This window comes from Streptomyces sp. RKND-216 (assembly GCF_004795255.1).
In the GTDB taxonomy this organism is placed as follows: domain Bacteria; phylum Actinomycetota; class Actinomycetes; order Streptomycetales; family Streptomycetaceae; genus Streptomyces; species Streptomyces hazeniae.
This window is the reverse complement of record NZ_SSBQ01000002.1, coordinates 4705925-4732565: the sequence shown is the minus strand read 5'-3', so window position 1 is coordinate 4732565 and position 26641 is coordinate 4705925. Positions and strand designations below refer to the sequence as shown.

The following is a 26641-nucleotide window of genomic DNA, read 5'->3' as shown; positions in this document are numbered from 1 at the left end:
GGGTGGCCGGTGGTGCGTTCGGCAGTGGTCTCAGCCAACGGTGGTCGCCTCCTGCGCGGTGGTGGTGCTCACGGGGCCGCCGAGGCGGCGGTAGAGGTAGTAAGCGGCGCAGGCCCCCTCGCTGGAGACCATCGTGGCGCCGAGCGGCGTGCGCGGCGTGCAGGTGGTGCCGAACGCCTCGCACTCGTTCGGCTTGAGCAGGCCCTGGAGCACCTCGCCGCTGCGGCAGGCGGCCGGCTCCGCGGTGGTGATGCCGCTGACGGGGAAGCGCTCCTCGGCGTCGTAGTCGCGGTAGCGCTCGGAGAGCCGCCAGCCGCTGTCGGGGATGACGCCGATGCCGCGCCAGGCCCGGTCGGTGACCTCGAAGACGTCCGCCAGCATGGCGCGCGCGGCCGGGTTGCCCTCGGGGCGCACGGCGCGGGCATAGGCGTTGTCGACGGTGTGCTCGCCACGTTCGAGCTGCTGCACGGTGCGGCGGACACCCTCCAGGATGTCCAGCGGCTCGAAGCCGGTGACGACGATCGGCACCCGGTGGCGTTCGGCCAGCTCCGGATACTCCTCCACGCCCATCACGCTGCACACGTGCCCGGCCGCGAGGAAGCCCTGCACCTGGCAGTCCGGCGAGGTCATGATGGCCTCGATGGCGGGCGGGACGCGGACGTGCGAGACCAGCAGGCTGAAGTTGCGGATGCCGAGCCTGCGGGCCTGGTACACCGTCATGGCGTTGGGCGGGGCGGTCGTCTCGAAGCCGATCCCGAAGAACACCACCTCACGGTCCGGGTTCTCCTGCGCGACGCGGAGCGCGTCCAGCGGCGAGTAGACGACGCGCACGTCGCCGCCCTCGCTGCGCACCCGGAACAGGTCGCGGTCGGTGCCGGGGACACGAAGCATGTCGCCGAAGGAGCAGAAGATCACCCCGGGGCGGGCTGCGATGGCCAGCGCCTTGTCGATGACCTCCAGCGGGGTCACGCACACCGGGCAGCCGGGCCCGTGGATCAGGCGTACCTGCTCGGGCAGCAGCTGGTCGATGCCGTGCCGGATGATGGTGTGCGTCTGTCCGCCGCAGACCTCCATGAGCGCCCAGGGCCGGGTGACGGTGGCGTGGATGCCGTCCAGCAGGCGCCGCGCCAGCTCGGGGTCCTGAAACTCGTCGATGTATTTCACCGGGCCTCCTCCACCGTGTCCTGGGCGGCGGGGACGCCTGCTGCCCCGCCGGGCCCCTCCGCTGCGTGCGGTACGGGCTGCCCGCTCTCTTCGGCCGCCTGCAGCCAGGCGTCGCCGAACTCCTCCTCCAGCAGACCGAGTCCGGCGAAGAGTTCGAGTGTCTGCCGCGCAGACTCCTCGTCCAGCCGCTGGAGCGCGAAGCCGACGTGCACGATGGTGTACTCGCCGACCCGGAGGTCGGGCACGTACTCCAGGCACACCTCCTTCACCACGCCGCCGAAGTCGACCTCGGCCATCCGGGTGCCGTCACGCTCCTCGATGGTGAGCACCCTGCCGGGTACCGCCAGACACATGGGCTCCTCCTCGCTCTCTGGTTTCGTCGGGGCGGGGCCCGGCCGGGCCCACAGGGTCCTCGCGGGCGGCGAGCACCAACTGGCCGAGTGCCAGCCCGCCGTCGTTCGGGGGGACGAGACGGTGGGTCAGCACGGTGAAACCGTCCGCCCGCAGTCCCTGCACGCAGTCGCGCGCGAGCAGCGCGTTGGCGAACACGCCGCCGCTGAGGGCGACGGTGTCCGTGCCGTGCCGGTCGCGGGCGGCGGCGCACACGCGCCGCACGAGGCGGGCGACGCAGGCGTGGAAGCGGGCGGCGATCGCGCCCGGCGGGTCGCCGCGCCGCACCGCGTCCGCCACCGCGCGGATCACGGGCGCCGGGTCGGCGATCAGCGGCCCGTCGTCTCTCGGCCGGCCGTCCTGCCCTGCCGGGGGCCGCCGGAGCGCGAAGTCCGCGTCGTGCGCGGAATCCGGGTCTTCCGCGCCGTGTTCGCCCAGGTGCGCGTGGGCGGCAGCCTCGAGTTCGACGGCGGCCTGGGCCTCGTAACCGGCGTGGTGGCAGATCCCGGCGAGGGAGGAGACCGCGTCGAACAGCCGACCCATGCTGGAGGTGGGTACGCAGTGCAGGCCGCGCTCCAACTGGCGTGCCAGCAGGCGCAGTTCGTCGGGGGCGCAGGCCGCCGCCGGGGGCAGCGCGGGGTCCCACGGGAGCCCGGCGGCGTGCAGGTGGGACAGCGCCATCCGGCGGGTGTGGCGCACGGCCGCGTCGCCGCCGGGCAGCGCGGCGTAACCCAGGTGTGCGAAGCGCCGGTAACCGTCGTAGTCGGCGAGCAGGAACTCGCCGCCCCACACGGCGCCGTCGTCGCCGTAGCCGGTGCCGTCGAAGGCCACGCCGAGCACCGGGCGGGTGCCGTCGTGCCCGGCTTCGGCCATCGCGGCGGCGACGTGCGCGTGGTGGTGCTGGACCCGCCGTAGTGGCCGGCCTGCGGCGTGGCGCCGGGCCCAGCCGGTACTGCGGTAGCCGGGGTGCCGGTCGGCGGCGAGGAGTTCCGGGGTGACGCCGGTGAGCCCTTCCAGCGCCGCTTCGGCGTCGGTGAAGGCGGTGAGGGTCGCGAGGTCGTCCATGTCGCCGATGTGCGCCGAGAGCCAGGCGCGTCGGCCGCGACCGAGGCAGAAGGTGTTCTTCAGGTCGCCGCCGACGGCCAGGGCCGGGCGTACGGGGAACGGCAGGGTGACGGGAAACGGTGCGTGGCCGCGCGAGCGGCGCACCGGCAGGGCCTCGCCACCCACCACGCGCAGCACGGAGTCGTCGCACGGCACGTGGATGGGACGGTCGTGGACGAGCCACGCGTCGGCGAGTCCCGCGAGCCGTTCCAGCGCCTCGTCGTCGTCGGTGACGATGGGCTCGCCGCCGAGATTGCCGCTGGTCATCACCAGCAGCCGGGGACCGGGCGGGTCCCCGGGGAGCCCGAGCAGCAGATGGTGCACGGGCGTGTAGGGCAGCATCACGCCCAGGTCTGCGCTGCGGGGGGCGACGGCGTCGGCGAGCGGCACCGCGTCCGCGGGCACGTGCGCGGCGGGGCGGCGGCGGAGCAGCACGATGGGCCGGGCCGGGCCGGTGAGCAGGTCCCGTTCGGCGGTGCCGAGGTGCACGCGGGGCGCGAGGTCGGCGAGTTCGCGGGCCATCAGGGCGAACGGCTTGTCGCCGCGGGCCTTGCGACGGCGCAGGGCCCGCACGGCCTCGGGGTTCGCGGCGTCGCAGGCCAGGTGGTAGCCGCCCAGGCCCTTGACCGCGACGATCGCCCCGGCGGCCAGCAGCTCCCGCGCGCGGGCGACCGGCTCGCCGTCGTACTGGGTGTGGTCGGCGTGGGCGGTGTGCTCGGCGTGGGCGGCGGGTCCGCCCGGGACACCGGTTCCGCCGCCGTCGGCGGGGAGCAACAGGCGCAGCCGGGGACCGCAGGCGTGGCAGGCGACCGGCTGGGCGTGGAAGCGGCGATCGGCCGGGTCGGCATACTCGCGGGCGCAGTCCGCGCACATCGGGAAGCCGGCCATGGTGGTGTGCGCCCGGTCGTAGGGCAGCGCGGTGACGATGGTGAAGCGCGGCCCGCAGTGCGTGCAGGTGAGGAAGGGGTGCCGGTACCGCCGGTCGGCGGGGTCGCACAGTTCGGCCAGGCAGTCGGCGCAGGTGGCGGTGTCGGGGGAGACGAGGGTACGGGCCGCCGCGCCGCCGCGGGACTCGTGAATGGCGAAGCCGGCCGAGCCGCCGGTGCCGGTGGCGAGGAGCGGTTCGGGGGTGACGGACTCGACCAGGGCGAGCGGGGGTGCGTCGGTGGCGAGCCGTTCGAGGAACGCCGTCACGGCTCGCTCCGCCCCCTCGGCCTCGGCCACGACCCCCTCGGGGGTGTTGGCGACGTGGCCGTGCAGTCCGAGTTCGGTGGCGAGCGCGTACACGAAGGGGCGGAAGCCGACTCCCTGCACCACACCGCGCACGGTGACCCGGCACCGGCGTCGTTCCGGGGCCGCGGTGGCTGCCGCAGCGGGCAGGGCGTCGGCGCTCATGTCAGCGGGCGTGCTCGTGGACGTGCGGGTGGGCGGCCTGGTGGTCGTGGACGTGGTGGCCGTGATCGTGGTGCCCGTGCGCGTGGTCGTGTCCGTGGTCGTCGGAGGTGCGGGCCAGCACAGGCCGATGGACGGGCTCCCCGGCGTGCGCGGCCAGGGCACGGTCGAGCACGTCGCCGCTCCCCTCCCCCGTCCGCGCGGAGGTGAACAGCACCTCGACGCCGGGGTTGACCTGTTGCACGTTTGCTTCGAACGCGGCGCGGTCGAAGCTGACCGCGGCCGCGATGTCGTTCTTCGTGACGACCACCAGGTTCGACAGCCCGAATGCGGTGGGGTATTTGAGCGGCTTGTCCTCCCCCTCGGTGACGGAGGCGAGCGCGATCCGCAGGGTCTCGCCGAGGTCATAGGAGGCGGGGCAGACCAGGTTGCCGACGTTCTCCACGAACAGCAGCCGGGTGTCGTCCGGCAGCCAGCCCTCCAGGTGACCGCGGAGCATGTGCGCCTCCAGATGGCACAGCCCGTCCGTGCAGACCTGCTTGACGGGGACGCCCGAGCGGGCGAGGCGCACCGCGTCGTTCTCGGTGGCGAGGTCGGCGGTGAGCGCGGCGACCGGCACGCCCCGGCGGCAGGCGTGCCCGAGTTCGGTCTCCAGCAGCGCGGTCTTGCCACTGCCCGGGCTGGAGAGCAGGTTGACCACGGTGGTGCCGCGGGCGGCGAGGTCGGCGCGCAGCGTCCGCGCGCTGTCGTCGTTCTTGGCGAGTACGGCCTGTTGCAGGTCGACGGCACGGCACATGGTCAGCTCTCCTCGGGCACCGGGGCGGACGGGACGGGGTCGGGGCGGGCACCGGAGCACCGGAGCGCGGTGATCCGCAGCTCCCGGCCGGCGAGCAGTTCGGTGTCCGCCCCGTCGCACTGCGGGCAGGCCAGGCGGGGCGGCATGCCCGTCGCCCACGCGTGGTCGCAGGTCATGCAGCGGGCACGGCCGGGGACGGCATCGATCAGCAGCTCCGCGCCCTCCAGGACGGTCCCGGCACAGGCCAGGGAGAAGCTGAAGCGGAGGGCGTCGGGGACGACGCCGGCGAGTTCGCCGACCTGGAGCCGGACGCACTCGACGGCGCCGTTGACGTCCTCCGGCGGCGCCTCCTCGACCTGCTGCACCACCGCCATGGCGATGGACATCTCGTGCATCGTGGTCTCTTCTCGCGTGGACGTCGGGTGCGCGGCGCCTCCCGCTGCCCCTCCGCTCATTACAGGACGGGCCCGGGTGGGCCCCGGGCTGACACGCCGCCGCAGCCGGGGCGGCTGGCCCGTTCGGCTCAGGAGGGGCCGCCAGCCGCCGCTCCCGCCTCCGGGTGCGGCAGGAGCTCGGCGACCAGGTCGTCGACGAGTTCACGCACGAGCAGCACGGCCTCTGGCACCGCCGCGGCCACCGACCGGGACAGGCCCATCCCCTCCTCCACCGTCTCGGGCACGCAGCCGACCACCAGCACCCGGCGAGGGCCGGCCTCACCGGTGCCTTCGGCCAGGGTGTCCAGGAGGCCCAGCACGGCGTCCGGGGTCATGCGGTGGCCGTCGACCACGGCCACCGGGCCCCCCGCAGGGTCGGGACCGGGTTCGATGACGCGGAGCGTGCCGGGCGGGTCGTCCCCGGGTACGGCGTCGACGAGGACCAGGCCCGCGTAGCCGTCGAGCAGCTGGTAGGCGAGGTGGACGCCGCGCACGCCGGTGTCCTGCACCTCCACGCCCGGCGGCATCGTCTCCTCGCGCAGCCGGCGCGCGGTCTCGACGCCGAAGCCGTCGTCACCGAGGAAGATGTTGCCGATGCCGGCGACGAGGATGCGGCCGGGCGCGGTCTCCGGGCCGGTGTTCGCGTCCGCGTTGCCGACGGCCGGGCCGTTCGCCCGCGGGCCGTTCGTCTCCGGGCTGCTCACGCCTCCTCCGGGAGGGTGACCTCGTCGGGCTGGAAGTACCAGTAGCGGCGCTGGGCACGGCGCAGTTCGGTGCCCGGATCGCCCTCGACGGTCACCGCGAGGTGCACGGAGCCGTCCACGTCGTGCAGCACCTCCTCCACCACGGCCGTGCGGCCGTCGAGGAAGACGTCCTGGGCGTCGCTGCGGCGCTGTCCGGGCCGCAGCACGACGCGGTCCCCGGCGCCGATCGACGCGCCCTGCACCTGCACCCGGTCACGCGCGGGGTCCACGCTGCGTTCGGCCTCGGGGTGCCACCAGGGCGTCTCCTCGGCGGTGGGCTCCGTACTGCCGGCCATGCGTCGCGCCTTTCGTCGGTGCGGTCGTGCGGTCGTGCGGTCTGAGGTCGGTCGGGTGGCGGGTGGTCAGGAGCTCACGACCGGAGCGACCGAGCCGCGCACAACCGGAACCGGCGTCCTTCCCTGCGGATCCGGTGTGGAAGCGCCACCAGGACTGCCGTTCACCCGGGCACAGCACATTCCGGGCCAAGTGGCACCGTTCGGGCCATGCCCGCGTGCACGCTCCGGGGGCCGGGTGCAGGTGAGGACTGCGGTGCACCCCTCACCTGCACGGCCTCCGCGATGACCTCTCTCTGACCGCCGACGGCCGAGCGGTCCTTCCCCTCCGGAAAGGGAAGTGACGTCCACCCGTATGCCGACCATGTCCCTTCGGGACAGCGGCACCTCTCTGACGACAATCTGCGGATGGACGTGAACGAGGTGCTCCTCCCCGGGGTGGGACTGCGATACGAGTTCACCAACCAGGACGACGACCGCATCGGCGTGGTGGCGTTGCGCTCAGGGGCGTTCGAAGTGGTCGTGTACGCGGCCGACAACCCCGATAGGGCGGGCTCCGTGCTCCGGCTCACCAGCGAAGAGGCCGACGTCCTCGCAGAGATCCTGGGCGCCCCGCGGATCGCGGAGCGCTTCGCCGACCTCACCAAGGAAGTCCCCGGGCTCAGCGCCGGACAGATCGAAGTATGGGGCGGCAGCGCCTTCGACGGCAGGCCGCTGGGAGACACCCGAGCCCGGACCCGCACCGGCGCGTCCATCGTGGCCGTAGTACGAGGCGTCGAAGTGATCGCTTCCCCCGGGCCCGAACACGTACTGCGTGGTGGTGACGTGCTGGTGGTGATCGGTACTCACGGCGGGATCGCGGGTGTGGAACAGATCATTCGCGGCTGATCCCGGTGCACACCTCGACCGCTCTGCTGCTGGAACTCGGCATCATCCTCGGAGTCCTGAGCGTGCTGTGCGCCCTCGCGCAGCGCCTCGCACTCTCGCCCGTGCCCCTGTATCTCCTGGCTGGACTCTTCCTCGGTGAGGGAGGCCTCGCTCCCGTGCCGGCCGCCGGAGAGTTCGTGGAGATCGGCGCTTCCATCGGCGTGGTCCTCCTGCTCCTGACCCTCGGCCTGGAGTTCACTGTCCTCGAGTTCACCGTCAGCCTGCGTCGTCACGTACCGTCCGCCGGTCTCGACCTCGTCCTCAACGCGGCGCCGGGAGCCCTGGCGGGGTGGCTGCTCGGGTGGAACGCGGGGGGCATGCTGGCTCTCGCGGGCGTCACCTACATCTCCTCGTCCGGCATCATCGCCCGGCTCCTCGGAGACCTGCGGCGGCTGGGAAACAAGGAGACATCGGCCGTTCTCTCCGTGCTCGTCCTGGAGGACTTCGCCATGGCCGCATACCTTCCCGTGCTGGCCGTTGTCGTCTCCGGCGGCACCTGGAGCCAGGCGCTCGGGGGCGCGCTCCTCGCCGTGGGCGCGGTGGCGGTCGCCTTCGCCGCCTCGTACTGGTGGGGCCGTCACCTGGGCCGCCTGGTCTCCCACCCCGACGCGGAACAGGTTCTCCTCCGCGCTCTGGGACTCACCCTCATCGTCGCGGCCCTCGCCGAGGCCGTCCACATCTCCGCGGCGGTCGGCGCCTTCCTCGTGGGACTCACCCTCACCGGAGAGGCAGCCGACCGCGCGCGATCGGTACTCGGCCCGCTGCGCGATCTTTTCGCCGCAGTGTTCTTCCTGGCCATCGGACTGTCCGTGAGCCCTGGCAGCCTGCTGCCCATGCTTCCCGTCGCGTTGGCGCTGGCCGCGGCCACGGCGGGTACGAAACTGGTGGTCGGCTGGTACGCCGCTGCACGGGACGGCGCCGGTGTGCAGGCCCGCCTACGGGCGGGGACCGCACTCATCGCCCGCGGTGAGTTCTCGATCGTCATCATCGCCCTGGCCGGGACGCTGGACGACAGGCTCGGCCCGCTTGTGACCGCCTACGTCCTCATCCTCGCCGTCGCCGGACCCGTGACGACACGCATCGCCGGGGGCTCGGTCCCCAGTGGGCTACGGCCCCCCGGCCGCGAGGCGTGAACGGGAGCGGGCCCGCGCCCCCACCGCCGAGCGGCTGCGGACAGCAGCCCGCGCGGGGCACGCGACTACGAGTCGTCACATGAGCGCACCGGCCGGACGGAGCCGTTCGGAATCCACACCTCGGGCAACCCGACAGCCGGTCGACTGGATTCCGCCGGAGGGAGTCTGCGGATGTCGGTGGTCGTGGGATACCCGGCATCAGCGGTGCTCCCCGGCCCCCGGAACCACCGCGCTTCGTGGGAGTGCTGCCCGTGCGAGTGGCCCCGGCCGCGAGGGCGTCGGAGGCGACGGCTCACCGAGGACGGCGTCGGCGGTCAGCGGGGCGGCCTCATGGGCCGGAACGAGCGGGGCGCACGTCGTCGATGCGGTAGGACAGCCGGTCGGTGACGCCGACGACTCCGTCGACGGAGGCGCTCAGGCGCAGGACGACCGGAATCAGGCTCCTGCTGTCGACCACACCGCACAGTTCGACTCGTCCCTCTCGTACGGCGACCGCAACCTGCGCGGGTGCCAGACCCAGGGTGTCCTGCAAAACATCCTGTTCGATCTCCTCGCGGATCGCCCGATCCTTGCGCAGGAAGACGCGCAACAGGTCCCTCCGGCTGACGACGCCCAACAGTCGGTCCGTCTCGTCCACCACCGGGAGACGCTTGACCAGCTGGGTCTCCATCAGCTGAGCGGCCTCGACGACGGACCACTCCGGCCGCGCACAGATCGCCGGGGCGGACATCAAGTCCTCGGCTCGTTCTCCTCGCGCCTTGGCACGCTCCCATGCCTCCAGCGGAGGCACCGGCGCACGCCCGGCGATGCCGGGCTGATCACTCTCCTTCCGCAGCAGGTCCGCCTCGGAGACCACTCCGAGGGGCCTGCCTCCGGCATCGATCACAGGAAGCGCGGTGATCTCGTTCTCGGTCATCAGGCGGACGATCTCCTTGAACGAGGTGTCGTAGCGGGCACTGACCACGTTCCGCGTCATCAGATCCCTCACCGTGCGGTGCCGCATGCTCTTTCTCCCGGGTCGGGGCCGGATCTCAGTAGTGCGGGACGACGGCGACGGGCACGGACGCGTGATGCAGCAGAGCGTGTGTCACCGGGCCCACGAAGGTGGCGATCTTGACGTGCCTGCGCATAAGGCGCCCGGCCACGATCAGGTGCCCGTTCGTGCCGGCTTCCAGCAGGCGAGGGGCGGCCGAGCCGTCCAGCAGCACCCGCTCGATCTCCACTTCGGGAAAGGAGTCCTGCCAGGCGGCCAGGGCGGCGTCCAGGTCCTTCCGCGCGTTCGCTTCCAGGCCGGCTCCCACGTGCGGGTCCGGTAGCGCCGACGGGTAGGCGTACACGGACGACCTGGGCCAGACGTGCACCACACGAAGCCGCCGGCCTGTGCGTGCCGCCGCCCGCAGGGCGAACTCCAGCACCGGGTCGACCCGGTGCTCCAGGTCCAGACCCACCACCACCGGCCGACGCCGCTCGTCCTCCCCGTTCTCTGCCGACGGCCTCTCACGGACGAGAACCACCGGCCCGGTGGCGTGAGCCACCACCGGCAGGGCCACGCTGCCGGTCAAGAACCCCGACACCATTCCTGTGCCCCGAGAGCCGAGAACGAGCAGCTGCGACTCGCGTGACGCTTCGAGGAGCACCTTCGCCGGTGCCTCCAGCGTCTCGTCGCTGCTGATGTCCAGCTCGGGGTGCTGGGCGGAGGCTTGCCTCCAGGCGTCCCTGATCCTGTCCCGGGCCCAGTCCTCCTGAGCCGAGAGGCCGATGGAGAACTGCTCGTTGCTGCCGCGCCACACACGGGCATGCACGAGGCGTAGCGGTGCCCCACGCGCCGCTGCCTCGTCCGCCGCCCATTGCACGGCCGCCATGCTCGGTTCGGAGCCGTCCACTCCGACCGCAACCGGTCGATCCGTCATGTCGTCCTCCGCGGTGCCGCTCGTGCCGTCACGGGCCGATGGTCGCGAGCCCACCCGAAGAGTGCCGATCGGCGGCGACGGGACCAGGCGACATCGACCGGCACGTCCTCACTCATTCGGGGCCCTGCACAGCGATGGTGCGGCAGCCCTTCGCGGACTCCTCGGGCACGGGCACCGTGACCGTGAGGATGCCGCGGACCCCGGACATCACAGGGAACTCCGGCACGATCCGGTCGAACAGGTCGGGGAGCGACATCGTGCCGTGACGAGGCTCCATCGATGTGTGCATGGCGTCCTCCCTGGATGCGCTGGTGCTCTCGTCTTCACGGTGCCGTTCCTGCGGCATGGCCGGCGAGGGCCGAGCGGGTGCGGGCCTGGGGACCTTCGGTACCTGCTCGGGCATGCGGCGCACCGGGCACAGCTGAGAATTCCCCGCCGCCCGACGAGGCCCCCGCCCGTCCGGCCCTGTCAGAACGAGGCCGGTCGGCCCCTGGCACGCCGACCGCCGACGCGGTGCACTGAGAAGCGGGTCGGGGGCCCACCGGTAGGCGCGGAGAAACGGACGTTCCCGGCCGCTCACCGCGCGATCAGGGTCCGCGAGAAGCGGACGAACCCTCGACCCGTCCTCCATCCAGCCGGGGGCCACTACAGCAGTCGAGGAGATCGGCCGTGAAGCAGACGCCGCCAGCCGATGACCAGCATGTGCGGGCACTGGCTCAAGCCGCAGTCGCTGCCCCCTCGCTGCACAACGCCCAGCCGTGGCGCTTCCGCTACACCCGCAGCACCGCGACCTTCCACCTCTACGGCGACTTCACCCGGGCCCTGCCGCACACCGACCCCCAGGCACGGGCACTGCACATCGGATGCGGTGCCGCGCTGCTGAACCTGCGCGCCGCGGCATGCCAGGCCGGGCACTCCACCCTCACCCGGCTGCGGCCCAGCGGCGACGAGCCGGAACGGATGGCCACAGTGCGCCTCACCTCCCCTTCACTCGGCGCCGACGAGGATCTGGCCGTGCTCCATCCGGCCGTCGCCCGGCGCCATACCAGCCGCTATCCGTTCGCCCCGAAACCCCTTCCCGACCATATCCGCAGCGAGCTGATCGAAGCGGCCGCCCGGGAGGGTGCGATCTTGACCTTCCCCTCCGACTGGCACCTGCGATGGGTGCTCGAACTCGCTCAGGAGGGGGCGTCGCGGAACAGGGAGGACCCCGGACGAGCCGAAGAACTGGCACGCTGGACACGTGTCGGAGCGGCAGCCTCGGACATTGCGACCGACGGAGTGCCGCAATACGCGTTCGGGCCGCGCCGGCGAGGAGGACGGGCGCCGGTGCGCGACTTCGCCGGGAATCACCCTTCGTCCGACCTGGGTGCCACATCGTTCGAGAACCACCCGCAGGTCGCGTTGATCAGCACCTACTACGACGGCCCCACGGACTGGCTGCGCGCCGGACAGGCCATGGAACGTGTCCTGCTCACCGCGACCCTCCACGACGTGGCCACCTCCTTCGCCACCGAAGCGCTCGAGTGGACCGACACGCGGTGGCCGCTGAAGGACCCCATGACCGGGGTGGGACATGTGCAGATGCTGATGCGTCTGGGGTACGGCCCTCGCGGAACCGGCGCTCCGCGCCGACCGGTCACGGACGTTCTCGTCATCGAGCCCTGACGCCGGGCAGCGGGCGAGTCCTCGGCGGACGGGGCGCGCACCGCCACGCGGCGTGTGAGGGCGGCGTCGAGGGGCCCGGCCGCTGTCGGCGTGCGTGGCACCGGTGACGCATCTGGTCGTTGGACTGCCCCTCTTCTCGTTACGCAAGGCATCGAGATGACTACGCAGGGTCTCGCGTGCGGTGTCTTCGGCAGCGCCGCCGAAGACGAACCGCTACGGTTGTTCTGAGAGTCTCCGACGCGTTTCGGGTACCTCTGGAGGGCCGGTGACCCAGGACAGCCGAACCCCCGACCACCTGCCGCGACTCCACTTGGACCAGTTGCTGGAGGAGCTGCAGGCGCGCATCGAGGCGATGCGCGGTACCCGCGACCGCATTCATCATCTGCTCGAAGCGGTGTTGTCCGTAGGGAGCGAACTCGATCTCCCTCAGGCCCTGCGACGGATCGTCGAGGCGGCAACGGTCCTCGTCGATGCCGAGTACGGCGCCCTCGGGGTCATCGGGGAGGAGGGAGGGCTGTCGCAGTTCGTGCCCGTGGGGCTCACCCAGGAGCAGATCGAAGCCATCGGCCCCCTGCCCACTGGCCATGGTCTTCTCGGCGAACTCATCCGCCACCCCGAGCCCCTGCGCCTTGCCGAGATCTCCCGCCACCCGGCCTCCCGGGGCTTTCCGCCGCGGCACCCACCCATGCACACCTTCCTCGGCGTACCGGTGAAGATCCGCGGAGAAGTGTTCGGGAACCTGTACCTCGCCGGGAAGCGGGACGGCCGGGAGTTCGACAGCGAAGACGAAGCGGTCCTGTCCACTCTGGCTGTCGCCGCCGGCATAGCCGTCGACAACGCCAGGCTGTACGAGCAGGCCCGCAACCGGCAACGATGGCTGGAAGCCAACGCGGAAGTCACCGCCAGCCTGCTCTCCGGGACCGAGGAACCGGCAGTCCTGGAACTCATCGTCGATCACGCTCGTCGGATTCTGAAAGCAGACCTGGGCGCCCTCGCACTCGTCGAAGACGACCCGAGCACCCTGCGGGTGGCGCTGGCCACAGGAGCAGAGGCCGAACGACACCAAGGGCTCGTCCTCCCGCGCCGCGGGTCGTTCGCGGGCGCCGCCGTCGCTGCCGGAAGGCCCATCACGAGCCACAACATCTCCCGCGACCCCCGCATCACGGCCGGCCCCCCACGTTGGCGTGCCTTCGGCCCCGCCGCCGCCGTGCCCATGGCTGCCGAAGACGGAGCCCGCGGAGTGCTCCTCCTGGCGCGCAAAGACCCCCTCGCCGTCTTCACCGACCTGGAGACCGCCCCTCTCCTCGCTTACGCGGGGCAGGCCGCACTGGCGATGGAACTCGCCGACCGTCGACGCGACGCCGAGCAGATCACCCTGCTCGAGGACCGGGACCGCATCGCACGGGACCTGCACGACCTTGCCATCCAGCGCCTGTTCGCCACCGGGATCTCGGTGCAGAGCGCACTGCGCTTCGTCGAACACACCGAGGCACGCGAGCGACTGCTCCGGGCAGTCGACGACCTGGATGAGACGACGAGGATCATCCGTTCCACGATCTTCGGGCTGCGCCGACGAGAAGGAACCGGGAAGAACGGGCTGCGGTCGAGAATCGTCAAGGCCGTGGAAGACGCGGTGGCACCCCTTGGCTTCACCCCCGCGCTGCGCATGCATGGACTGATCGACACCGACGTCCCCGCAGATGTCGCCGACGCCGTCGAAGCAGTCCTGAGGGAGGCCCTTACCAACGTGGTCCGGCACGCGGGGGCGGCCGCCGTGGAGGTCTCCCTGACCGCGGCGAACGGCTCGGCGATCCTGTCGGTGGAGGACGACGGGGTGGGCATGCCGGAGAACGGGGGCCGGCGCAGCGGCCTGCGGAATCTGGCCGAGCGCGCAGAGAAACTCGGTGGTCGCCTCCGCGTGTCCAGGCGGCGCGAGGGCGGCACCTCCCTGGAATGGTCCGCTCCACTGACCGGTGGACCGGGCTGATCCCGTCCGGCCGGAGCCGGGGGAAGCCGGCCGCTCCGGCCTCCGCGAACCCCACGCGCCCTCGTCAGCCCCGGTGCTCTTCCGGCGCCGGACGGAGACCCGACTGCGTCGCGATCACCGCCGCCTGCACCCGGCGCTCCACACCCAGCTTGCTCAGCAACCGGGAGATGTTGTTCTTTACGGTCTTCTCCGACAGATAGAGCCGCTTCCCGATCTGCCGGTTGGTCAAGCCCTCGCCGATCAGTGCCAGGATCTCGCGCTCGCGCGTCGAGAGACCTGCCAGGCTCTCCTGCTCCGCGGGTTCCTGCGTCTCTCCCCGCAGGCTGTTCATCAGCCGACCGGTCGTCGCCGGGTCCAGCATCGACTGCCCCGCTGCGACCGTCCGCACGGCGGCAAGCAGATCGGATCCCTTGATCTGCTTGAGAACGTACCCGGCGGCTCCGGCCAGAATCGCATCGAGCAGAGCGTCGTCGTCGTCGAAGGAAGTGAGCATCAGGCACGCGAGATGCGGCATCCGCGAACGCAGTTCCCGGCACACGACGATCCCGTTGCCGTCCGGCAGCCTCACGTCCAGGACCGCCACGTCGGGCCGGAGGGCGGGCACTCGAGCGAGAGCCTGATCGGCGGTGGAGGCCTCACCCACCACCTCGATGTCGGATTCGCTTCCCAGGAGATCACTCAGGCCACGCCGGACGACCTCGTGGTCGTCGAGCAGGAACACACGGAGCGGTTGTTCGGGGGCCGCGGCCGGATGAGCACCTGTGTCGGGCATCGCCAGTCACCTCGAGGAGGAGCGGTTACGTAGCCTCATCATCGCCGGAACGTCCCGGTGACGCAGCAGCTCTCCGCTCTCCAGGCAGCGTACGGCCCGGTGCGTCGCCCGGGTGGCTGAGGCGGAAGTCGACATCGACCACTCCCTCGACGGAGCGAGCCATGCGTGCCGCCATGGGAACCAGGGAAGTGTCCCGGAACCAGCCGAGGAACGTCACCACGCCTCCCTCGACGGTCACGTGCACCGTCGCCTCTTCGAACGGGAACAGCGGAGCGATCACCTGTTCACGGACTTCCTCGGCGATGCCCTCGTCGGAACGCAGGAACACCTTCAACAGATCACTCCGGCTGACGATTCCCGTCAGGTGCCCCTCTGCATCGACGACCGGCAAGCGCTTGAGCCGTCGGCGGGCCATCGCGCGCGCCGCCTGGGCCAGCGTCGAATCCGAACGTACCGACACTGCGGGCGCCGTCATCAGATCGTGAGCCACCAGTGCTCCGGCCTTCACGAAGTCCCCGGGATACCGCGCCTCGTCAGCGAGGGTCGGCGGACCGTTCCGGTACTCCTCCTTGAAGAGCAGATCGGCCTCCGAGACCACCCCCACGACCCTGCCGTCACCTTCCAGCACCGGCAGCGCACTGACCTTCCACTTCTCCATCGTTTCCACGATCTCCTTGAACGAGGCGTCAGGACCCACCGCGACCACCGTGTGGGTCATCACGTCGTTCACTACATGAGGAGAGTGCTTCACTCCGCCCCCTCCGACGTCATGGCGTGCCTCCATGGGCCGTACGTGTGCAGAAGACGCATGCGAGCCGTCTGCAGCCGATGCGCGACGATGCGGGCCACCTGCCATACGAGAGACCGGCCGAACTCCGGATCGGAGTCGCACAACTCACGCGCCGCCGCAGCGTCGAACTCCCATGCCGTGACATGGCCTTCCGCCCGCGCGGTGAAATGCCACTCGTGCGGGGGAAACAGCCACGACCACCCCACAAGTTCCCCGCGATGCAGCCGCTCCACCGTCACGGGTGCCTGCAGCGGAACCTCCCACGCCAAACGGACCGAGCCACTGCGCAGAACCCAGAAGCGGTCTGCTCGCTGCCCCTCACGGAAGATCCGGGCACCGTCGGGGAACTCCACCGGCTTCGCCTCCCGCATCAGGGCCTCCCTGCCCGCTGGGGGAAGAGCTTCCAGCAGCACAGGACCGACCTCCACCATTGGGACTCACCTCCCTGCGGCACGGGCCCCTGCACCACCATCGTGGAATGCGGCAGAGCCGACCGGTAGGGGCCACTCGTCCCGAGGACTCTCTTGAGAGCACGGCCTTCCCCCGTCCATCGGACCTCCGCCGACGGAGAGCCGCACCGCGACGCGCCCGACCAGTGCGGCACGCCCCCGGTGAGAAACGCCACGGGAATCGGGCCACAGGTCCCGGCGTCCGGTACGGGAAGGCCCTGCATGCCGAAGGAGCAGCCGCGGCACCGTGGGGACCGGACCGTCACAGCCCGTCCGGTCCGGTGCGCCGAAGCGTCGCCGGGGCGGGAAGCTTGCTGACCCCGGCGTGCGGCGAACACGACGTGCGGAAGGAGGGCCTTCCCCGTGCGGCTGCCCCTTGCCCCCGCCGCTCCACGCGGTTCGCGCGATGATCTCCGACACGGACGGCGTGGTCACCGACTCGGCGCAGGTGCATGCGGCGGCCTGGAAGGACGCCTTCGACGACTACCTGGCCGCAACGGGGGCGTCCCCTTCGACGCGGCCGAGGACTACCGCTGCTACGTGGACGGCAGGGCCCGGACGGACGGTGTGGCGTCCTTCCTCGCCACACGAGGCCTGGAACTGCCGATGGGCACGGCGGACGACCCGCCGGGGTCCGCCACCGTTCACGCGCTCGCGGCCGCCAAGGAACGCGCCTTCCTGTGCCGACTGCGCCACTGCGCCACTGCGCCACTGCGCCACTGCGCCACTGCGCCACTGCGCCACTGCGCCATCGTCGCCTGGCCGGGGACGCTGCAGCTGCTCCACACCCTGGCAGAACTCCGCGTCCCCATGGCAGCGGTCTCCGCTTCCCGCCATGCCCGAGGACTGCTGCACAAGGCAGCGGTCCTCGCCTTGTTCACCACCGTCGTCGACGGCAACGAAGCGGCCAGGCTGAACCTGCCGGGAAGACCCGACCCGGCGCTCTTCCTCGAGGCCGCGCGGCGGCTCGATGTCCGCAGCAGAACCCCCACCCACACGGGCGACCTCCGCTCGCGGGGCGCCGACATCGTCGTCGACGATCTCGATCAACTCATCGCGCACACGGAGACGGCGACGTGAACGACCCCTCGCCTCAGGACCCCGGCTCTTTGTCGGCCTGGTCGTGGACCTACCAGGGCTACTCCCCGGAACAAGAACGTCTGCGGGAGACACTGTGCACCCTGGGCAACGGCTATTCCGCCACGCGCGGGGCAGCTCCCGAAGCCGCGCCCGCGGACCACGGCAGCGGGCCGGTTCTCCCGGAGCCGGGTTCTCCGAGCCGCGCGCCCGTCGGCGGAGCGTGATGCAGCGGGTCAGCGTGCCCGTCGTGCCGGGACACACGGTCACCTTAAAGAAGGCCGTGACCGTTCACACCTCACGGGACAGCGCCATCAGCCAACCGCTGCAAGCCGGGAGGTCTCCCGGGGCCTGCTCGCCTACCGGCACCGCCGGCTTCCACGAGCGGTTGAGGTTGGCACAGGCGGCCGGACACGCGGGTGCGATGTACCCCTGGCTCACCGGCGCGCCCGGCGGCTGCTACGTACTCGACACCCTCGAGGGACCCGTGCCGGGGCCCCTCGGATCGGAGCAGGGACCTGTGGCCCCTCCACCTCCCACCTCGCACGGCGGACGCTGAAGACGAAGACCCGTGGCCCGGGTGCCCGTCGGCTTGCTGCAGACAGGAGGTAGACCATGACTCCCACCGTCACCGTGGGTATCGACGGCTCGCGCGAGAGTCGGGCGGCCGTCGACTGGGCTGCGCGAGAGGCCCTCAGCCGGGACGCCGAACTCAACCTCGTCCAGATCAGGGAGACCGGCCCCTACCCCTACTCCCCCCTCATGGACGACGAGGTCGAACGCGAATGGGGGGAGGAGACCACCCGGGAGGCGGCGACCGACCTGGCCCGCCGCTACCCCGGCCTGCGGACAGCGACGCATCACTACTCCGGGCGCCCTTCGAAGGTCTTGGTGAGTTTCAGCGACCGCGACAACCTGCTCGTTCTCGGATCCCGGGGGCTGGGGCCGGTCACAGGATTCCTCGTGGGCTCCGTGGGACTGCCCACCCTCGCACATGCGCGGTGCCCCGTGGTGGTCGTACGGAATCAGGAAGCCGAGGACGACGCACCGCAGCAGCCTCAGCAACGACCGGTCGTACTGGGAGTCAAGCTGGAGGAGTCCGCCGACGAACTCCTCTCCTTCGCCTTCCGGACCGCGGAGCGCTGGGAAACCGCTCTGCGTGTCGTCCACGGATGGGAACTGCCGCCTGCCTTCGGGGTACGCCCGATCGCGGCCCCGCCCCGACTGGTGGAAGAACTGGTCGAAGAGAAGACGGAAGCGGTACGTAAGCTGCTCCTGCCGTGGCAGGAGAAGTTTCCCCGTCCCACCGTCTCCTGTCAGGCCCCCGTCGGATGGCCGGCCCGCACTCTCCTGACCGCCTCCGCCGACGCATCCCTCGTCGTCGTCGGACGTCGCAACCGCCGGTCGCGCTTCGGCACCCACATCGGCTCCGTCACCCACGCCGTGCTGCACCACGCCGAACCGCCGGTGGCCGTCGTACCCCACGACTGAACCGTGGGCGTCGCAAGGGGAAGGGAATCCGATGAACCCGAGTAGGTCACCGTTTCCTTCTGCACCAGAACCGCCACCGCACCGGAGTTCGCGACGCGAGAACCCTCTGCGCCGCCCCTCCGACCGTCTGTGGTCGTGGCTTCGAGTGATTCTGGCGGCGGTACTCGTGGTCGGCGCGGTGACCGCCGGCATCGTGGCCGCGAACGCCGGACACTCGGCGCACACGGCGCGTGTTCAGACAGAGCTGGCGGAGCGACGAGCAGTCACCGCGAGGGTGGTCACGGATCCGACGGAATCACAGGAATCCGGTACCCGGGACCCGTCGACATGGGCGCAGGTCCGCTGGACTGGCTCCGACGGTGAGACCCACACCGGTACGGCCCAAGTTCCCACCGCCTCCGAGCGCAACGAACGCGTACGCGTCTGGCTCGACCGGGCCGGTGGCCTCACCAGCCCTCCGGAGGCCCGGCCCTCGCCCGAGGCCGAAGCCTGGGCGATGGGCCTCATGGCCGCCGGCGCCGTCGTCGCCCTGACGCTCACTGCCAACGTTGGACTGCGCCGCCTCTTCGAGAGGCACCACGCCACATGTTGGGAGAAGGAGTGGGACGCGGTGGAACCGCATTGGTCGGGACGCGCGCACCCGTAGGTGACAACGGCCGACAGGAGGGATGACCGTCGTGCGGGCGCGCCTGACCATGCGGGTTCACATCTCGAAGGTCTCCGGTACACCGACGGCCTCCATCACCACATCCGCGCCCAGCCCGCCAGTGAGGTCCTGCACCACGCGTTCGGGCTCCTCTGCCGCTTGTACGACGACCTCGGCGCCGAGTTGCTCGGCCGCCGCGAGCCGGCTCGGCGCGAGGTCGGTGACGATGATTCGCCAAGGCATTGCCCATAGGAACCCTCCTGGCTGAAACCCGGTCACGTTGTGGCCTGCTGCCACGATTTCGCCTACGGCCTCGTGCCCGAGAACCTTCCAGGGACGACATCGGGCACGTCCCCCTTGAGGATGTGCAGGTCGGTGCCGCAGATGGTCGTGCAGTCGACACGGACCACCGCGTCCTCGGCGTCCTTGACCGCCGGATCGGGGACGTGCCCCCAGGCGAACTTCTCGGGACCGTAGTGGACGAGGGCGTGCATGATCTCACCTTTCTCAAGGGAGTTCGGCTACGCGGTCGGCTCAGAAGGGCGGCGGGGAGGGGAAGACTGCACCGCACCGGCGACTCCGTTCAGACGGCCGGCGATGCCCGCGGCCCATCTGTCGGCTTCCTTCGGATCGCAGTAGTCGCCGTACCGGCCTCCGAGTAGACGGAACAGCAGGCGTGCGCGCAGGGGTATGCGGTCGGGCATCACGATTCCTGAGAACACGTGGTGCCCACGAGGATGGACGTGGGGCAGGGAAGCGAGAACGATGTGCTCCTGCCTCATCGCCAGAGCGTGCATGCGCGGAGGAAGGGCGGCAGCCATGCCGACGCTGAACAGCCACACCGGGCATCGGGACAGCAGCGCGTGGTGGCGCTGCACGAAGTCCTGCGCCTCGGGCAACCAGGCCTGGTCGTGAATGGCGCTTCCGACGAGGAACGCATCGAACCGCGACACGTCCTCGACCATGTCGACGGCGCGCACCTCGACGTGAACTCCAGACGCTCCGAGCCGGGCTCCGATCCTCTCCGCGATCTGCCGGGTCGAGCCGTACACAGTGGCGTAGACGACCAGTATCCGCATGTTGTCGCCGACCTCCTCGGCTCGTGCGCCAGGTCCGGCTCCGGTCCGTGGCCACGTCCCGTCCTCTCCCAAGCATCGGCCGAGGAGTCGGTGGGGTCAGTGGGCCCAAGGTCCCCACAGCCGGGCGGACCGGCCCCGCCTCGTCCGGCCCACCTCTCCGGCCAGAGCCGGGACTGCACGCGCATCAGGAGGTAGCCGAGCACCGACATCCGCAAGCGGCCAGCAGCTCCGGCATGGTCGGCGCCGTGGTCCCCAGCAGAGAGCGCAGCGGCGGCAGATGGATCGCCGCGCACTGCAGGCCCAGAGCCGCACAGACCGTCAGGAGCAGGAACGGATTCGCGAGGGTTCCGGCCCCCGGGACCCCAGCGCGACGCCCAGTTGACTGACGCCGAGCGCGACGTCTTGTCCGTGGCGATGACCGTCACAGAACCCAGCGTCTCCACGGCCGGCAAGCGCCGCACGATCGCCCGACGCACGGCCATCCTCCGTGCACCCAGGGCCAAGGACAACGTCACCACCGCCGGCAGCGACTCCGGCACCGCCGCCACCGCGAGACTGACCGCCGTGACCGCCATCAGCTCCAGCGGTTGCCCCCGCACCAGCCCGGTCGCGAAGACCACGGTGCACAGCAACACGGTCACGGCAGCGAGGAGCCGGCCGAACCGTGCCAGCCGGTGCCCCCCGACACGATGTCGCCCTCCCCGTCACCCGCCGCCTTGTCCACGGGAAGGGATTCACCCGTGAGCGAGGACTCGTCGACAAGCAGCATCGCCGCCTCACGGACCCGGCCGTCGGCGGGGACGACATCGCCCTCCGCGAGGAGGACCACATCACCCGCGACGACCCCGTCGGCGGCCACCGAACGCGCCCGGCCGTCCCGCAGCACTCTCGCCGCCGGGGCGCTGAGGACGGACAGCGCGGCGACAGCACGCTCCGCCCGCACCTCCCGAGACACACCGACCGCCCTGTTCACCACCACGATGAAAAGCGATGACCACCGTGTCCGAGACGTCACCCGTGGCAACGGTCAGCAGCGCGGCGGCCAGGAGCACCAGCACCACGATCAGGGGGACCCGCAGCTGGAGCAACACCCGCCGCCACAACGGGGCCGGTGGCGCGGAAGGCACTGCGTTCGGCCACCAAGCGGCAAGCCGCAGCGATGCCTCGGCTTCCGACGGACCCGGATCCCGCGCGGCCGCCTGTGCCTCTCCCGCCCGGTCCCTCACCGCACCACCGCCCCACCACGCAGATCCCGACGCAGCCCTGGCCCCACCGGGAGCTGGAAGCACCGGCACGGGCCGAGCCAGGGCCGTCAGGACCACATCGAAGGACATTCGACCTCTGCGGACACCAGATGCCACCCGGCATCCTCAAAGGCACACACCCGCCACCGGCAGGAGGAGCCGCCCCATCGCAGGTGGACAAAGGCGCGCCCGCGGTACCCGGAGCGACGGCGCGACCTTCGGCGTCCTCGTGACGGCCGGGCCGGACCCCGTGGCGGCCCGGCCGACCACGCCTCCCTGCGATTGTCCGGCCTCTGCACCGGTCTGGCTGCCACCCCCGCAGGCCACTCGGGACATCTCCTTGCGCGGAGGCGCATTGGCGCCGGACACAGAGCAGGAGGTCGGCACCGATGCGCAATACGAAGTTCCGGATGAGAACGTCCGGTCACCCGTATCCGCGGGGAACCGGTGAATCGAAGGAGTGGTCATGGTGGGTCCGGTCGTGGTGGGAGTGGACGGCTCCGAGTCGAGCATCAGGGCGACACAGGCGGCAGCCGACGAGGCACGGCTGCGCGGGGTACGACTGCAGGTGGTGCACGCATACGGCATGCCCACCTGGGAACCGCCGCTCGGGTTTCCGCCCGACCGGCTTCGTGCCACCGCCGAGCAGGTCGCCGCTGACGCCGCCGCTTGCGCGCTGGCCGAAGAACCGGAAGCGGAAGTGATCGCCGAGGTGGAACAGGGCGACCCGCTGGTGGTGCTGGAAGCACACTCGCGTGCCGCGGCTCTCGTTGTGGTCGGCAACCGCGGGAGGGGCGCTTTCGCGGGACTCCTGCTCGGCTCGACGGGGGTTCAGCTCGCCGCTCACAGCCACTGCCCTGTCATGGTGGTCCGGGACGGGGCCCCGGGGCGGGGGGCCGTGGTCGTGGGCGTCGACGGCTCCGCGCCGAGCGACGCGGCACTCGACTTCGCGTTCGCGGAGGCGTCGTTGCGCCGCACCGGAGTCATGGCCGTGCACGCCTGGACCGTCTGGAACACCGAGGCCCCGGCCCCTCAGGATCCGTCCATGCCCTACGCGGCCAAGCCGGGCGAGCTCGCGGCCCAGGAAGAGCGCCTGCTCGCCGAGGCGGTCGCAGGCCACCGCGAACGCTATCCGGATGTCCGGGTCGAACAGGCGCCGCTGCGCCACGACACCCGTGAGGCGCTCATCGAGGCGAGCCGCCAGGCACAGCTCGTCGTCGTCGGAAGCCGCGGACGGGGTGGCTTCACCGGCATGCTGCTGGGATCCGTGAGCCAAGCGGTTCTGCACCACGCCCACTGTTCGGTCGTCGTCGTCCCCCACCGGGACTGACTCCATCCGGCGACCGGACGGCAGGCATGGAATTCAGCCGGGGAGAAGAACAGCTCTTCCCCGGCGGGGATTCCACGATGCCTCCCGGCGCCCGGGTGTTCCGGGGCGATGCCGGGTCTGCGGAGTCAGACGGGGCGATGGGCTTCCGTGGAGGGACGACGTGGTGAAGCTTCGCCGTCGCCTGCGGCCGGTGCACGGGCGGCGAAGCGAGGCTGCGGGGCCCCGGCGGGCGGGGCCTCCTTGCGGACGAACGCCGCCCGCAGCGCGTGGTACGGCGCGCCGGGGTCGTCGAACACGGCCCGCATCGCGGCGAGTTCCTCCGCACGGTGGTCGGCCAGGGGCCTGCGCGCCTCGCGCGCCTCCAGGTCGGACTTCTTCGCGCCGATGCGGCGTTCGGTCTCGGCCGAGCCCGCCGTCCGTGCGGCCCGTGCGGCCGTCTCCGCGGCGAACCCCTGCGGGGAGGTCTCCAGGACGCGGTCCACCAGCCCGATGCGGTGGGCGGGGTCCGCGCCGACCGGCAGCGCCCGCTCGGTGAGGTCGCGGGCGGTGTGCGGGCCGACGCGGCGGGGCAGGGTGGCGGTCCAGTACTCGGAACCGGGCAGGCCCATCAGCCGGTAGTGCGGGTTGAGCACGACGCCGCGGCGGCACCACACCTCGTCGGCGGCCAGCGCCAGCATCACGCCCCCGGCCGCCGCGTTGCCGCAGAGGGCGGCGACCGTCAACCGGTCGGTGGTGGTGAGAACGGCCCGCACCAGGTCGTTCATCGCCTCGATGTTGGCCCACGACTCGGCGGCGGGGTCGGCGGCGGCCTCGATGACGCCGAGGTGGATGCCGTTGGAGAAGAAGTCGCGGGCGGGGCCCAGGACCAGCACCCGGGTGGGGCGGGTGCAGGCGTAGCGGTAGGCGTCGAGCAGGCGACGGCAGTGCGCGGTGCTCATCGCGCCGCCGGGGAAGGAGAACTGCAAGAATCCGGCGGCGCCCTGCTCCCGGTAGCGGATGTCCGACCAGGCCGTACGCGCGTCCGGGTCCCCGTGGGCACCGGGCCCGGGCGGCGCCTCCTGGGCCAGCGGGACCGGCTCCTCGGGCAGGTCGGGCAGCCGGTCTCCGAGGGCGGTGACGGCGGGCAGGGCGATGCCACGACGGCCGTCCGTGCGTCGTTCGCGCAGGACGGGCAGCCACACGGCGCCGTCGGCGGTGGCCCGGCACACCGCACCGGCGCGGACGGCCAGGAGCGTGCCGGGCCGCCCCCGCAGCCCGTACTCGGGGTGCCCGCCGTGCAGGAACCATTCCGCGCCGAGCAGGGTGTCGCGGACGCCGGGCTGGGAGTCGGCGGCGCGAAGAATGCGCAGCACGTCGGCAGTGGTGTGCCGGTGCCAGTCCAGGCGCCGGTCGGCCTGCCGCATCCCAGGCCGTACGCACACCCCGGCGCCCAGCGCCGGGTCGTCCTGCCGGGTTGGGGTGTGGGCGCCGGAGGCGAACCGTTCGACGGCGAGGTGCACGGCGGTCAGGGCGGCGTCGGCGATCTCGCCGCGGTACAGGTCACTCTTCCCGCGTTCCGGGAGCGGGCAGGGCGCCCAGGCCCAGACACGTCCGGCGTCCATCTCCGCCTCGGCCTCGAGGACGGTCACGCCCCAGCGGCGCGCTCCCCCGGCGATGGCCCAGTCCAGGGAGGACGGACCGCGGTCACCGGGCGGTCCGGGGTGCACGACCAGGCAGGTGTGGGCGGTGAACACCTCGCGCGGGATCGCGGCCTTCAGCATGGGCGCGAGCACCAGTCCGGGGCGGTGCCGCCGTACGGCCGTCCGGATCGCCTCGCCGTCGGCGACCGTCTCCACGGCGACGGCGTGACCGCGTGCGGTCAGCTCGGCGTGGACGCGTTGGGTGAGGCTGTTGAAGGCGCCGGCCACCAGCAGAATGTGCAACGTCGACCTCCCGGCCGTCCGGGGCGCGGCCCGCGGAGCGGGCCCGATCCGCGACGATCATGCCCCGGACGTGCGCCGGACGGCCGGAAGGCCCGCCCACGGGTCACCCGATAGCCGTGCGTTCCCTCCCCCGACGAGCGGAAGGGGGCCGCGACGCCCGGTGACCGTCCGCGCCACGCCCCCGAGGGCGCGGCTCCGGCGGACGGTCATGGGCGGCGGACGGCGCGCAGCAGCCGCAGCGCGCTGTCCCGGCGGAACCGCGCGAGGATCGCGACGAAGATCAGCGCGCCGAGGGGCGGGACGGCCATGACCGGCCCGTGCACAGCGAGCTCCAGGACGATGGCACCGGCCATCATCGGCACGAAGCACAGCGCGGCGAGCCCGGCCAGGCGCGGCACCAGCAGGCCGATGCCGCCGGCCAGCTCGGCCATGCCCACCAGGTACATGCCGGGCAGGCCCAGCCCCAGCTCCGCGAACGCCTCGGGGGATCCAGCGAGTCCGCCGAGCTTGAGCACGCCGCCGTTGACGAAGAGGAGCGCGGTGACGATCTGGAGCGTCCACAGCGCCACGTTCGCCTTGCGGCTGCGGGGCGGGGAGCCGAGGGTGGAGGGGGTGGCGTTCGCCCGGGTGGCGGTTGCCGAGGTGGCTGCGGCTGTGGTCGTGGTCGCTGTGTCCGGCGTCGGAGCGGTCATGGTCTTGGCCTCTCGTAGCGAGGGTGTCGCGTGTCGCACAGGGAGACGGCGGCCGGGCCGGAAACTCATCGGTGGGGTCGGCGAAGGGCGGTCGCGGTCGTTTCGGGGGCGATTGTCAGACCCCGGTGCCAGGATGTCCCCATCCGCATCGGAGCTCCTGCGAGAGAGGGCGTGGACCATGGCGGAGAACCAGGTCAGCGAGGATTTCCCGAAGCTTGCCGATCCCTTCCGGCGTGAGCTGCTGGCCCACTGCTACCGGATGCTCGGCTCCGTGCACGACGCGGAGGACTTGGTGCAGGAGACCTACCTCCGCGCCTGGCGGGCGTACGACAGGTTCGAGGGCAGGTCCTCGATGCGCACCTGGCTGCACCGGATCGCCACCAACACCTGCCTGGACGCGCTGGAGAGCCGTGGCCGGCGCCCGCTGCCGACCGGCCTGGGAGCTCCGAGCACCGACCCGGTGGACGACCTGGTCGAGCAGCGCGAGGTGCCCTGGCTGGAGCCGGTGCCGGACGCCATGGTGGGTGCGGAAGGCGCGGACCCGGCGGCGATCGTGACGTCGCGGGAGAGCATCCGGCTGGCGTTCGTCGCCGCCCTCCAGCACCTGCCGCCGCGACAGCGTGCGGTGCTCCTGCTGTGCGAGGTGCTGAAGTGGAAGGCCGCGGAGGCCGCGGACCTGCTCGGCACCACGACCGCGTCGGTGAACAGCGCACTCCAGCGCGCCCGCGCGCAGCTCGGCAAGGTGGCCCCCAGCGAGAGCGGGACGAGTGAGCCGGTCTCCGCGGAGCAGCGCGAGCTGCTGGACCGGTATGTGACGGCCTTCGAGAAGAAGGACATGAAGGCCATCGTCGGGCTGTTCACCGAGGAGGCGGTCTGGGAGATGCCGCCGTTCATCGGCTGGTACCAGGGCCCGGAGAGCATCCGCACGCTCATCGACCTCAACTGCCCGGCCGGTCCGGACGAGCTGCGCCTAATACCGACGGGGCTGAACGGGCAGCCCGCGTTCGCGATGTACATGCGCGGCGAGGACGGGCGTTTCCTGCCGTTCAGCACGATGGTGCTGTCGCTGGAGGGCGACCGCGTGTCGCACGTCGCCGCGTTCTTCGACCTGAGCCTGTTCGAGACCTTCGGGCTGCCGGACCACCTGCCCGCGGGCACCGCGCCGGCGCACGCCGGGGCGGTGGAGCACGCCTGACCGGCGGTGCTCC

24 protein-coding genes and 6 pseudogenes are annotated in these 26641 nt (G+C 71.7%); 10 read left to right on the top strand and 20 right to left on the bottom strand.

Annotation, left to right across the window (positions count from 1 at the left end; genetic code table 11):
- Positions 1–30 precede the first annotated feature (30 nt).
- From hypD to E4198_RS20670, 7 genes and pseudogenes are all read right to left on the bottom strand, one after another.
- Positions 31–1164 (bottom strand): hydrogenase formation protein HypD, encoded by a 1134-nt coding sequence (gene hypD, locus E4198_RS20700; protein ID WP_136184479.1) that lies wholly within the window; start codon positions 1162–1164, stop codon positions 31–33.
- The gene (locus tag E4198_RS20695; protein WP_136184478.1) at positions 1161–1517 is read right to left on the bottom strand and encodes a HypC/HybG/HupF family hydrogenase formation chaperone; all 357 of its coding nucleotides are present in this window, start codon (positions 1515–1517) and stop codon (positions 1161–1163) included. Before E4198_RS20695 ends, hypD begins: the two co-directional genes overlap by 4 nt.
- Positions 1471–4053, bottom strand: a complete 2583-nt coding sequence (gene hypF, locus E4198_RS20690; protein ID WP_136184477.1) for a carbamoyltransferase HypF — start codon at positions 4051–4053, stop codon at positions 1471–1473. The genes E4198_RS20695 and hypF overlap by 47 nt, the downstream gene beginning before the upstream one ends.
- A 1-nt stretch (position 4054) precedes the next feature.
- Complete coding sequence (gene hypB, locus E4198_RS20685) at positions 4055–4846, bottom strand: hydrogenase nickel incorporation protein HypB (RefSeq protein ID WP_136184476.1); 792 nt, start codon at positions 4844–4846, stop codon at positions 4055–4057.
- 2 nt (positions 4847–4848) lie between these two features.
- A complete protein-coding gene (locus E4198_RS20680) occupies positions 4849–5241 on the bottom strand; it encodes a hydrogenase maturation nickel metallochaperone HypA (RefSeq protein WP_136184475.1) in 393 nt (130 codons plus the stop codon).
- Between the two features lie 128 nt (positions 5242–5369).
- A complete protein-coding gene (locus tag E4198_RS20675; RefSeq protein WP_136185519.1) occupies positions 5370–5891 on the bottom strand; it encodes a hydrogenase maturation protease in 522 nt (173 codons plus the stop codon).
- 89 nt (positions 5892–5980) lie between these two features.
- Positions 5981–6289, bottom strand: a pseudogene (locus E4198_RS20670) (hypothetical protein); the annotation flags it as partial.
- Positions 6290–6724: 435 nt separating this feature from the next.
- Between E4198_RS20670 and E4198_RS20665 the strand changes: the two are divergent.
- Positions 6725–7204 (top strand): cation:proton antiporter regulatory subunit, encoded by a 480-nt coding sequence (locus E4198_RS20665; RefSeq protein ID WP_136184473.1) that lies wholly within the window; start codon positions 6725–6727, stop codon positions 7202–7204.
- 5 nt (positions 7205–7209) lie between these two features.
- Positions 7210–8376, top strand: a complete 1167-nt coding sequence (locus tag E4198_RS20660) for a cation:proton antiporter (protein ID WP_136184472.1) — start codon at positions 7210–7212, stop codon at positions 8374–8376.
- Positions 8377–8704: 328 nt separating this feature from the next.
- On the opposite strand, the gene E4198_RS20655 is transcribed toward E4198_RS20660, so the two are convergent.
- From E4198_RS20655 to E4198_RS25065, 3 genes are all read right to left on the bottom strand, one after another.
- Positions 8705–9379 (bottom strand): CBS domain-containing protein, encoded by a 675-nt coding sequence (locus E4198_RS20655; protein ID WP_136184471.1) that lies wholly within the window; start codon positions 9377–9379, stop codon positions 8705–8707.
- Between the two features lie 28 nt (positions 9380–9407).
- Positions 9408–10286 (bottom strand): universal stress protein, encoded by an 879-nt coding sequence (locus E4198_RS20650; protein WP_136184470.1) that lies wholly within the window; start codon positions 10284–10286, stop codon positions 9408–9410.
- Between the two features lie 112 nt (positions 10287–10398).
- Positions 10399–10575 (bottom strand): hypothetical protein, encoded by a 177-nt coding sequence (locus E4198_RS25065; RefSeq protein ID WP_168711484.1) that lies wholly within the window; start codon positions 10573–10575, stop codon positions 10399–10401.
- 380 nt (positions 10576–10955) lie between these two features.
- Between E4198_RS25065 and E4198_RS20645 the strand changes: the two genes are divergently transcribed.
- On the top strand, positions 10956–11954 hold the full coding sequence (locus tag E4198_RS20645) for a nitroreductase (protein WP_247597776.1): 999 nt from the start codon (positions 10956–10958) through the stop codon (positions 11952–11954).
- Positions 11955–12219: 265 nt separating this feature from the next.
- Positions 12220–13941 (top strand): GAF domain-containing protein, encoded by a 1722-nt coding sequence (locus E4198_RS20640; protein ID WP_247597775.1) that lies wholly within the window; start codon positions 12220–12222, stop codon positions 13939–13941.
- Positions 13942–14005: 64 nt separating this feature from the next.
- Here the strand turns inward: E4198_RS20640 and E4198_RS20635 are convergent, their stop codons facing one another.
- Genes E4198_RS20635 through E4198_RS20625 form a run of 3 tightly spaced genes read right to left on the bottom strand, consistent with a single transcriptional unit; the run spans position 14006 to position 15874 of the window.
- Complete coding sequence (locus E4198_RS20635) at positions 14006–14713, bottom strand: response regulator transcription factor (RefSeq protein ID WP_136184469.1); 708 nt, start codon at positions 14711–14713, stop codon at positions 14006–14008.
- A gap of 25 nt (positions 14714–14738) precedes the next feature.
- Positions 14739–15464: a CBS domain-containing protein gene (locus tag E4198_RS20630; protein WP_136184468.1), complete on the bottom strand. Its 726-nt coding sequence runs from the start codon at positions 15462–15464 to the stop codon at positions 14739–14741.
- A complete protein-coding gene (locus tag E4198_RS20625; RefSeq protein WP_247597774.1) occupies positions 15461–15874 on the bottom strand; it encodes a cyclic nucleotide-binding domain-containing protein in 414 nt (137 codons plus the stop codon). The genes E4198_RS20630 and E4198_RS20625 overlap by 4 nt, the downstream gene beginning before the upstream one ends.
- Positions 15875–16358: 484 nt before the next feature.
- On the opposite strand from E4198_RS20625, the pseudogene E4198_RS20620 reads away from it, so the two are divergent.
- The 4 genes and pseudogenes from E4198_RS20620 to E4198_RS20605 all read left to right on the top strand — a co-directional run bounded on the left by E4198_RS20620 (position 16359) and on the right by E4198_RS20605 (position 19166).
- Positions 16359–17032, top strand: a pseudogene (locus E4198_RS20620) (HAD family hydrolase).
- Between the two features lie 29 nt (positions 17033–17061).
- Positions 17062–17175: pseudogene (locus E4198_RS25730) on the top strand (hypothetical protein); the annotation flags it as partial.
- Between the two features lie 469 nt (positions 17176–17644).
- On the top strand, positions 17645–18520 hold the full coding sequence (locus E4198_RS20610; RefSeq protein ID WP_136184466.1) for a universal stress protein: 876 nt from the start codon (positions 17645–17647) through the stop codon (positions 18518–18520).
- A gap of 274 nt (positions 18521–18794) precedes the next feature.
- The gene (locus E4198_RS20605; protein WP_136184465.1) at positions 18795–19166 is read left to right on the top strand and encodes a hypothetical protein; all 372 of its coding nucleotides are present in this window, start codon (positions 18795–18797) and stop codon (positions 19164–19166) included.
- Positions 19167–19226: 60 nt separating this feature from the next.
- Here the strand turns inward: E4198_RS20605 and E4198_RS20600 are convergent.
- The 5 genes and pseudogenes from E4198_RS20600 to E4198_RS25830 form a co-directional block, all read right to left on the bottom strand.
- Positions 19227–19660: pseudogene (locus E4198_RS20600) on the bottom strand (alcohol dehydrogenase catalytic domain-containing protein); the annotation flags it as partial.
- 27 nt (positions 19661–19687) lie between these two features.
- Positions 19688–20245 carry a flavodoxin domain-containing protein gene (locus E4198_RS20595; protein WP_136184464.1) on the bottom strand — a complete coding sequence of 186 codons (558 nt, stop codon included), beginning with the start codon at positions 20243–20245 and terminating at the stop codon, positions 19688–19690.
- Positions 20246–20778: 533 nt separating this feature from the next.
- Positions 20779–20865 (bottom strand): annotated as a pseudogene (locus tag E4198_RS25840) (hypothetical protein); the annotation flags it as partial.
- A gap of 17 nt (positions 20866–20882) precedes the next feature.
- Positions 20883–21200 carry a hypothetical protein gene (locus E4198_RS25835; protein WP_348771315.1) on the bottom strand — a complete coding sequence of 106 codons (318 nt, stop codon included), beginning with the start codon at positions 21198–21200 and terminating at the stop codon, positions 20883–20885.
- 142 nt (positions 21201–21342) lie between these two features.
- A pseudogene (locus E4198_RS25830) lies at positions 21343–21579 on the bottom strand (hypothetical protein); the annotation flags it as partial.
- 376 nt (positions 21580–21955) lie between these two features.
- Here E4198_RS25830 and E4198_RS20585 point away from each other — a divergent pair.
- On the top strand, positions 21956–22819 hold the full coding sequence (locus tag E4198_RS20585) for a universal stress protein (protein WP_136184463.1): 864 nt from the start codon (positions 21956–21958) through the stop codon (positions 22817–22819).
- A 125-nt stretch (positions 22820–22944) separates the two neighbouring features.
- Here E4198_RS20585 and E4198_RS20580 read toward each other — a convergent pair whose 3' ends face one another.
- Together E4198_RS20580 and E4198_RS20575 are read right to left on the bottom strand one after the other, a co-directional pair.
- On the bottom strand, positions 22945–24741 hold the full coding sequence (locus E4198_RS20580) for a hydrogenase maturation protein (RefSeq protein ID WP_136184462.1): 1797 nt from the start codon (positions 24739–24741) through the stop codon (positions 22945–22947).
- 206 nt (positions 24742–24947) lie between these two features.
- Complete coding sequence (locus tag E4198_RS20575; protein WP_136184461.1) at positions 24948–25433, bottom strand: DoxX family protein; 486 nt, start codon at positions 25431–25433, stop codon at positions 24948–24950.
- Between the two features lie 178 nt (positions 25434–25611).
- Between E4198_RS20575 and E4198_RS20570 the strand changes: the two genes are divergently transcribed.
- Positions 25612–26628: a sigma-70 family RNA polymerase sigma factor gene (locus E4198_RS20570; protein ID WP_136184460.1), complete on the top strand. Its 1017-nt coding sequence runs from the start codon at positions 25612–25614 to the stop codon at positions 26626–26628.
- Positions 26629–26641 lie beyond the last annotated feature (13 nt).

Bases quoted from the DNA above. Each gene is read 5' to 3' on its own strand.
- E4198_RS20695 (WP_136184478.1), bottom strand. From the start codon at position 1,517: ATGTGTCTGGCGGTACCCGGCAGGGTGCTCACCATCGAGGAGCGTGAC.
- hypF (WP_136184477.1), bottom strand. From the start codon at position 4,053: ATGAGCGCCGACGCCCTGCCCGCTGCGGCAGCCACCGCGGCCCCGGAA.
- hypB (WP_136184476.1), bottom strand. From the start codon at position 4,846: ATGTGCCGTGCCGTCGACCTGCAACAGGCCGTACTCGCCAAGAACGAC.
- E4198_RS20680 (WP_136184475.1), bottom strand. From the start codon at position 5,241: ATGCACGAGATGTCCATCGCCATGGCGGTGGTGCAGCAGGTCGAGGAG.
- E4198_RS20665 (WP_136184473.1), top strand. From the start codon at position 6,725: ATGGACGTGAACGAGGTGCTCCTCCCCGGGGTGGGACTGCGATACGAG.
- E4198_RS20655 (WP_136184471.1), bottom strand. From the start codon at position 9,379: ATGCGGCACCGCACGGTGAGGGATCTGATGACGCGGAACGTGGTCAGT.
- E4198_RS20650 (WP_136184470.1), bottom strand. From the start codon at position 10,286: ATGACGGATCGACCGGTTGCGGTCGGAGTGGACGGCTCCGAACCGAGC.
- E4198_RS25065 (WP_168711484.1), bottom strand. From the start codon at position 10,575: ATGCACACATCGATGGAGCCTCGTCACGGCACGATGTCGCTCCCCGAC.
- E4198_RS20635 (WP_136184469.1), bottom strand. From the start codon at position 14,713: ATGCCCGACACAGGTGCTCATCCGGCCGCGGCCCCCGAACAACCGCTC.
- E4198_RS20625 (WP_247597774.1), bottom strand. From the start codon at position 15,874: ATGCGGGAGGCGAAGCCGGTGGAGTTCCCCGACGGTGCCCGGATCTTC.
- E4198_RS20610 (WP_136184466.1), top strand. From the start codon at position 17,645: ATGACTCCCACCGTCACCGTGGGTATCGACGGCTCGCGCGAGAGTCGG.
- E4198_RS20595 (WP_136184464.1), bottom strand. From the start codon at position 20,245: ATGCGGATACTGGTCGTCTACGCCACTGTGTACGGCTCGACCCGGCAG.
- E4198_RS20585 (WP_136184463.1), top strand. From the start codon at position 21,956: ATGGTGGGTCCGGTCGTGGTGGGAGTGGACGGCTCCGAGTCGAGCATC.
- E4198_RS20575 (WP_136184461.1), bottom strand. From the start codon at position 25,433: ATGACCGCTCCGACGCCGGACACAGCGACCACGACCACAGCCGCAGCC.
- E4198_RS20570 (WP_136184460.1), top strand. From the start codon at position 25,612: ATGGCGGAGAACCAGGTCAGCGAGGATTTCCCGAAGCTTGCCGATCCC.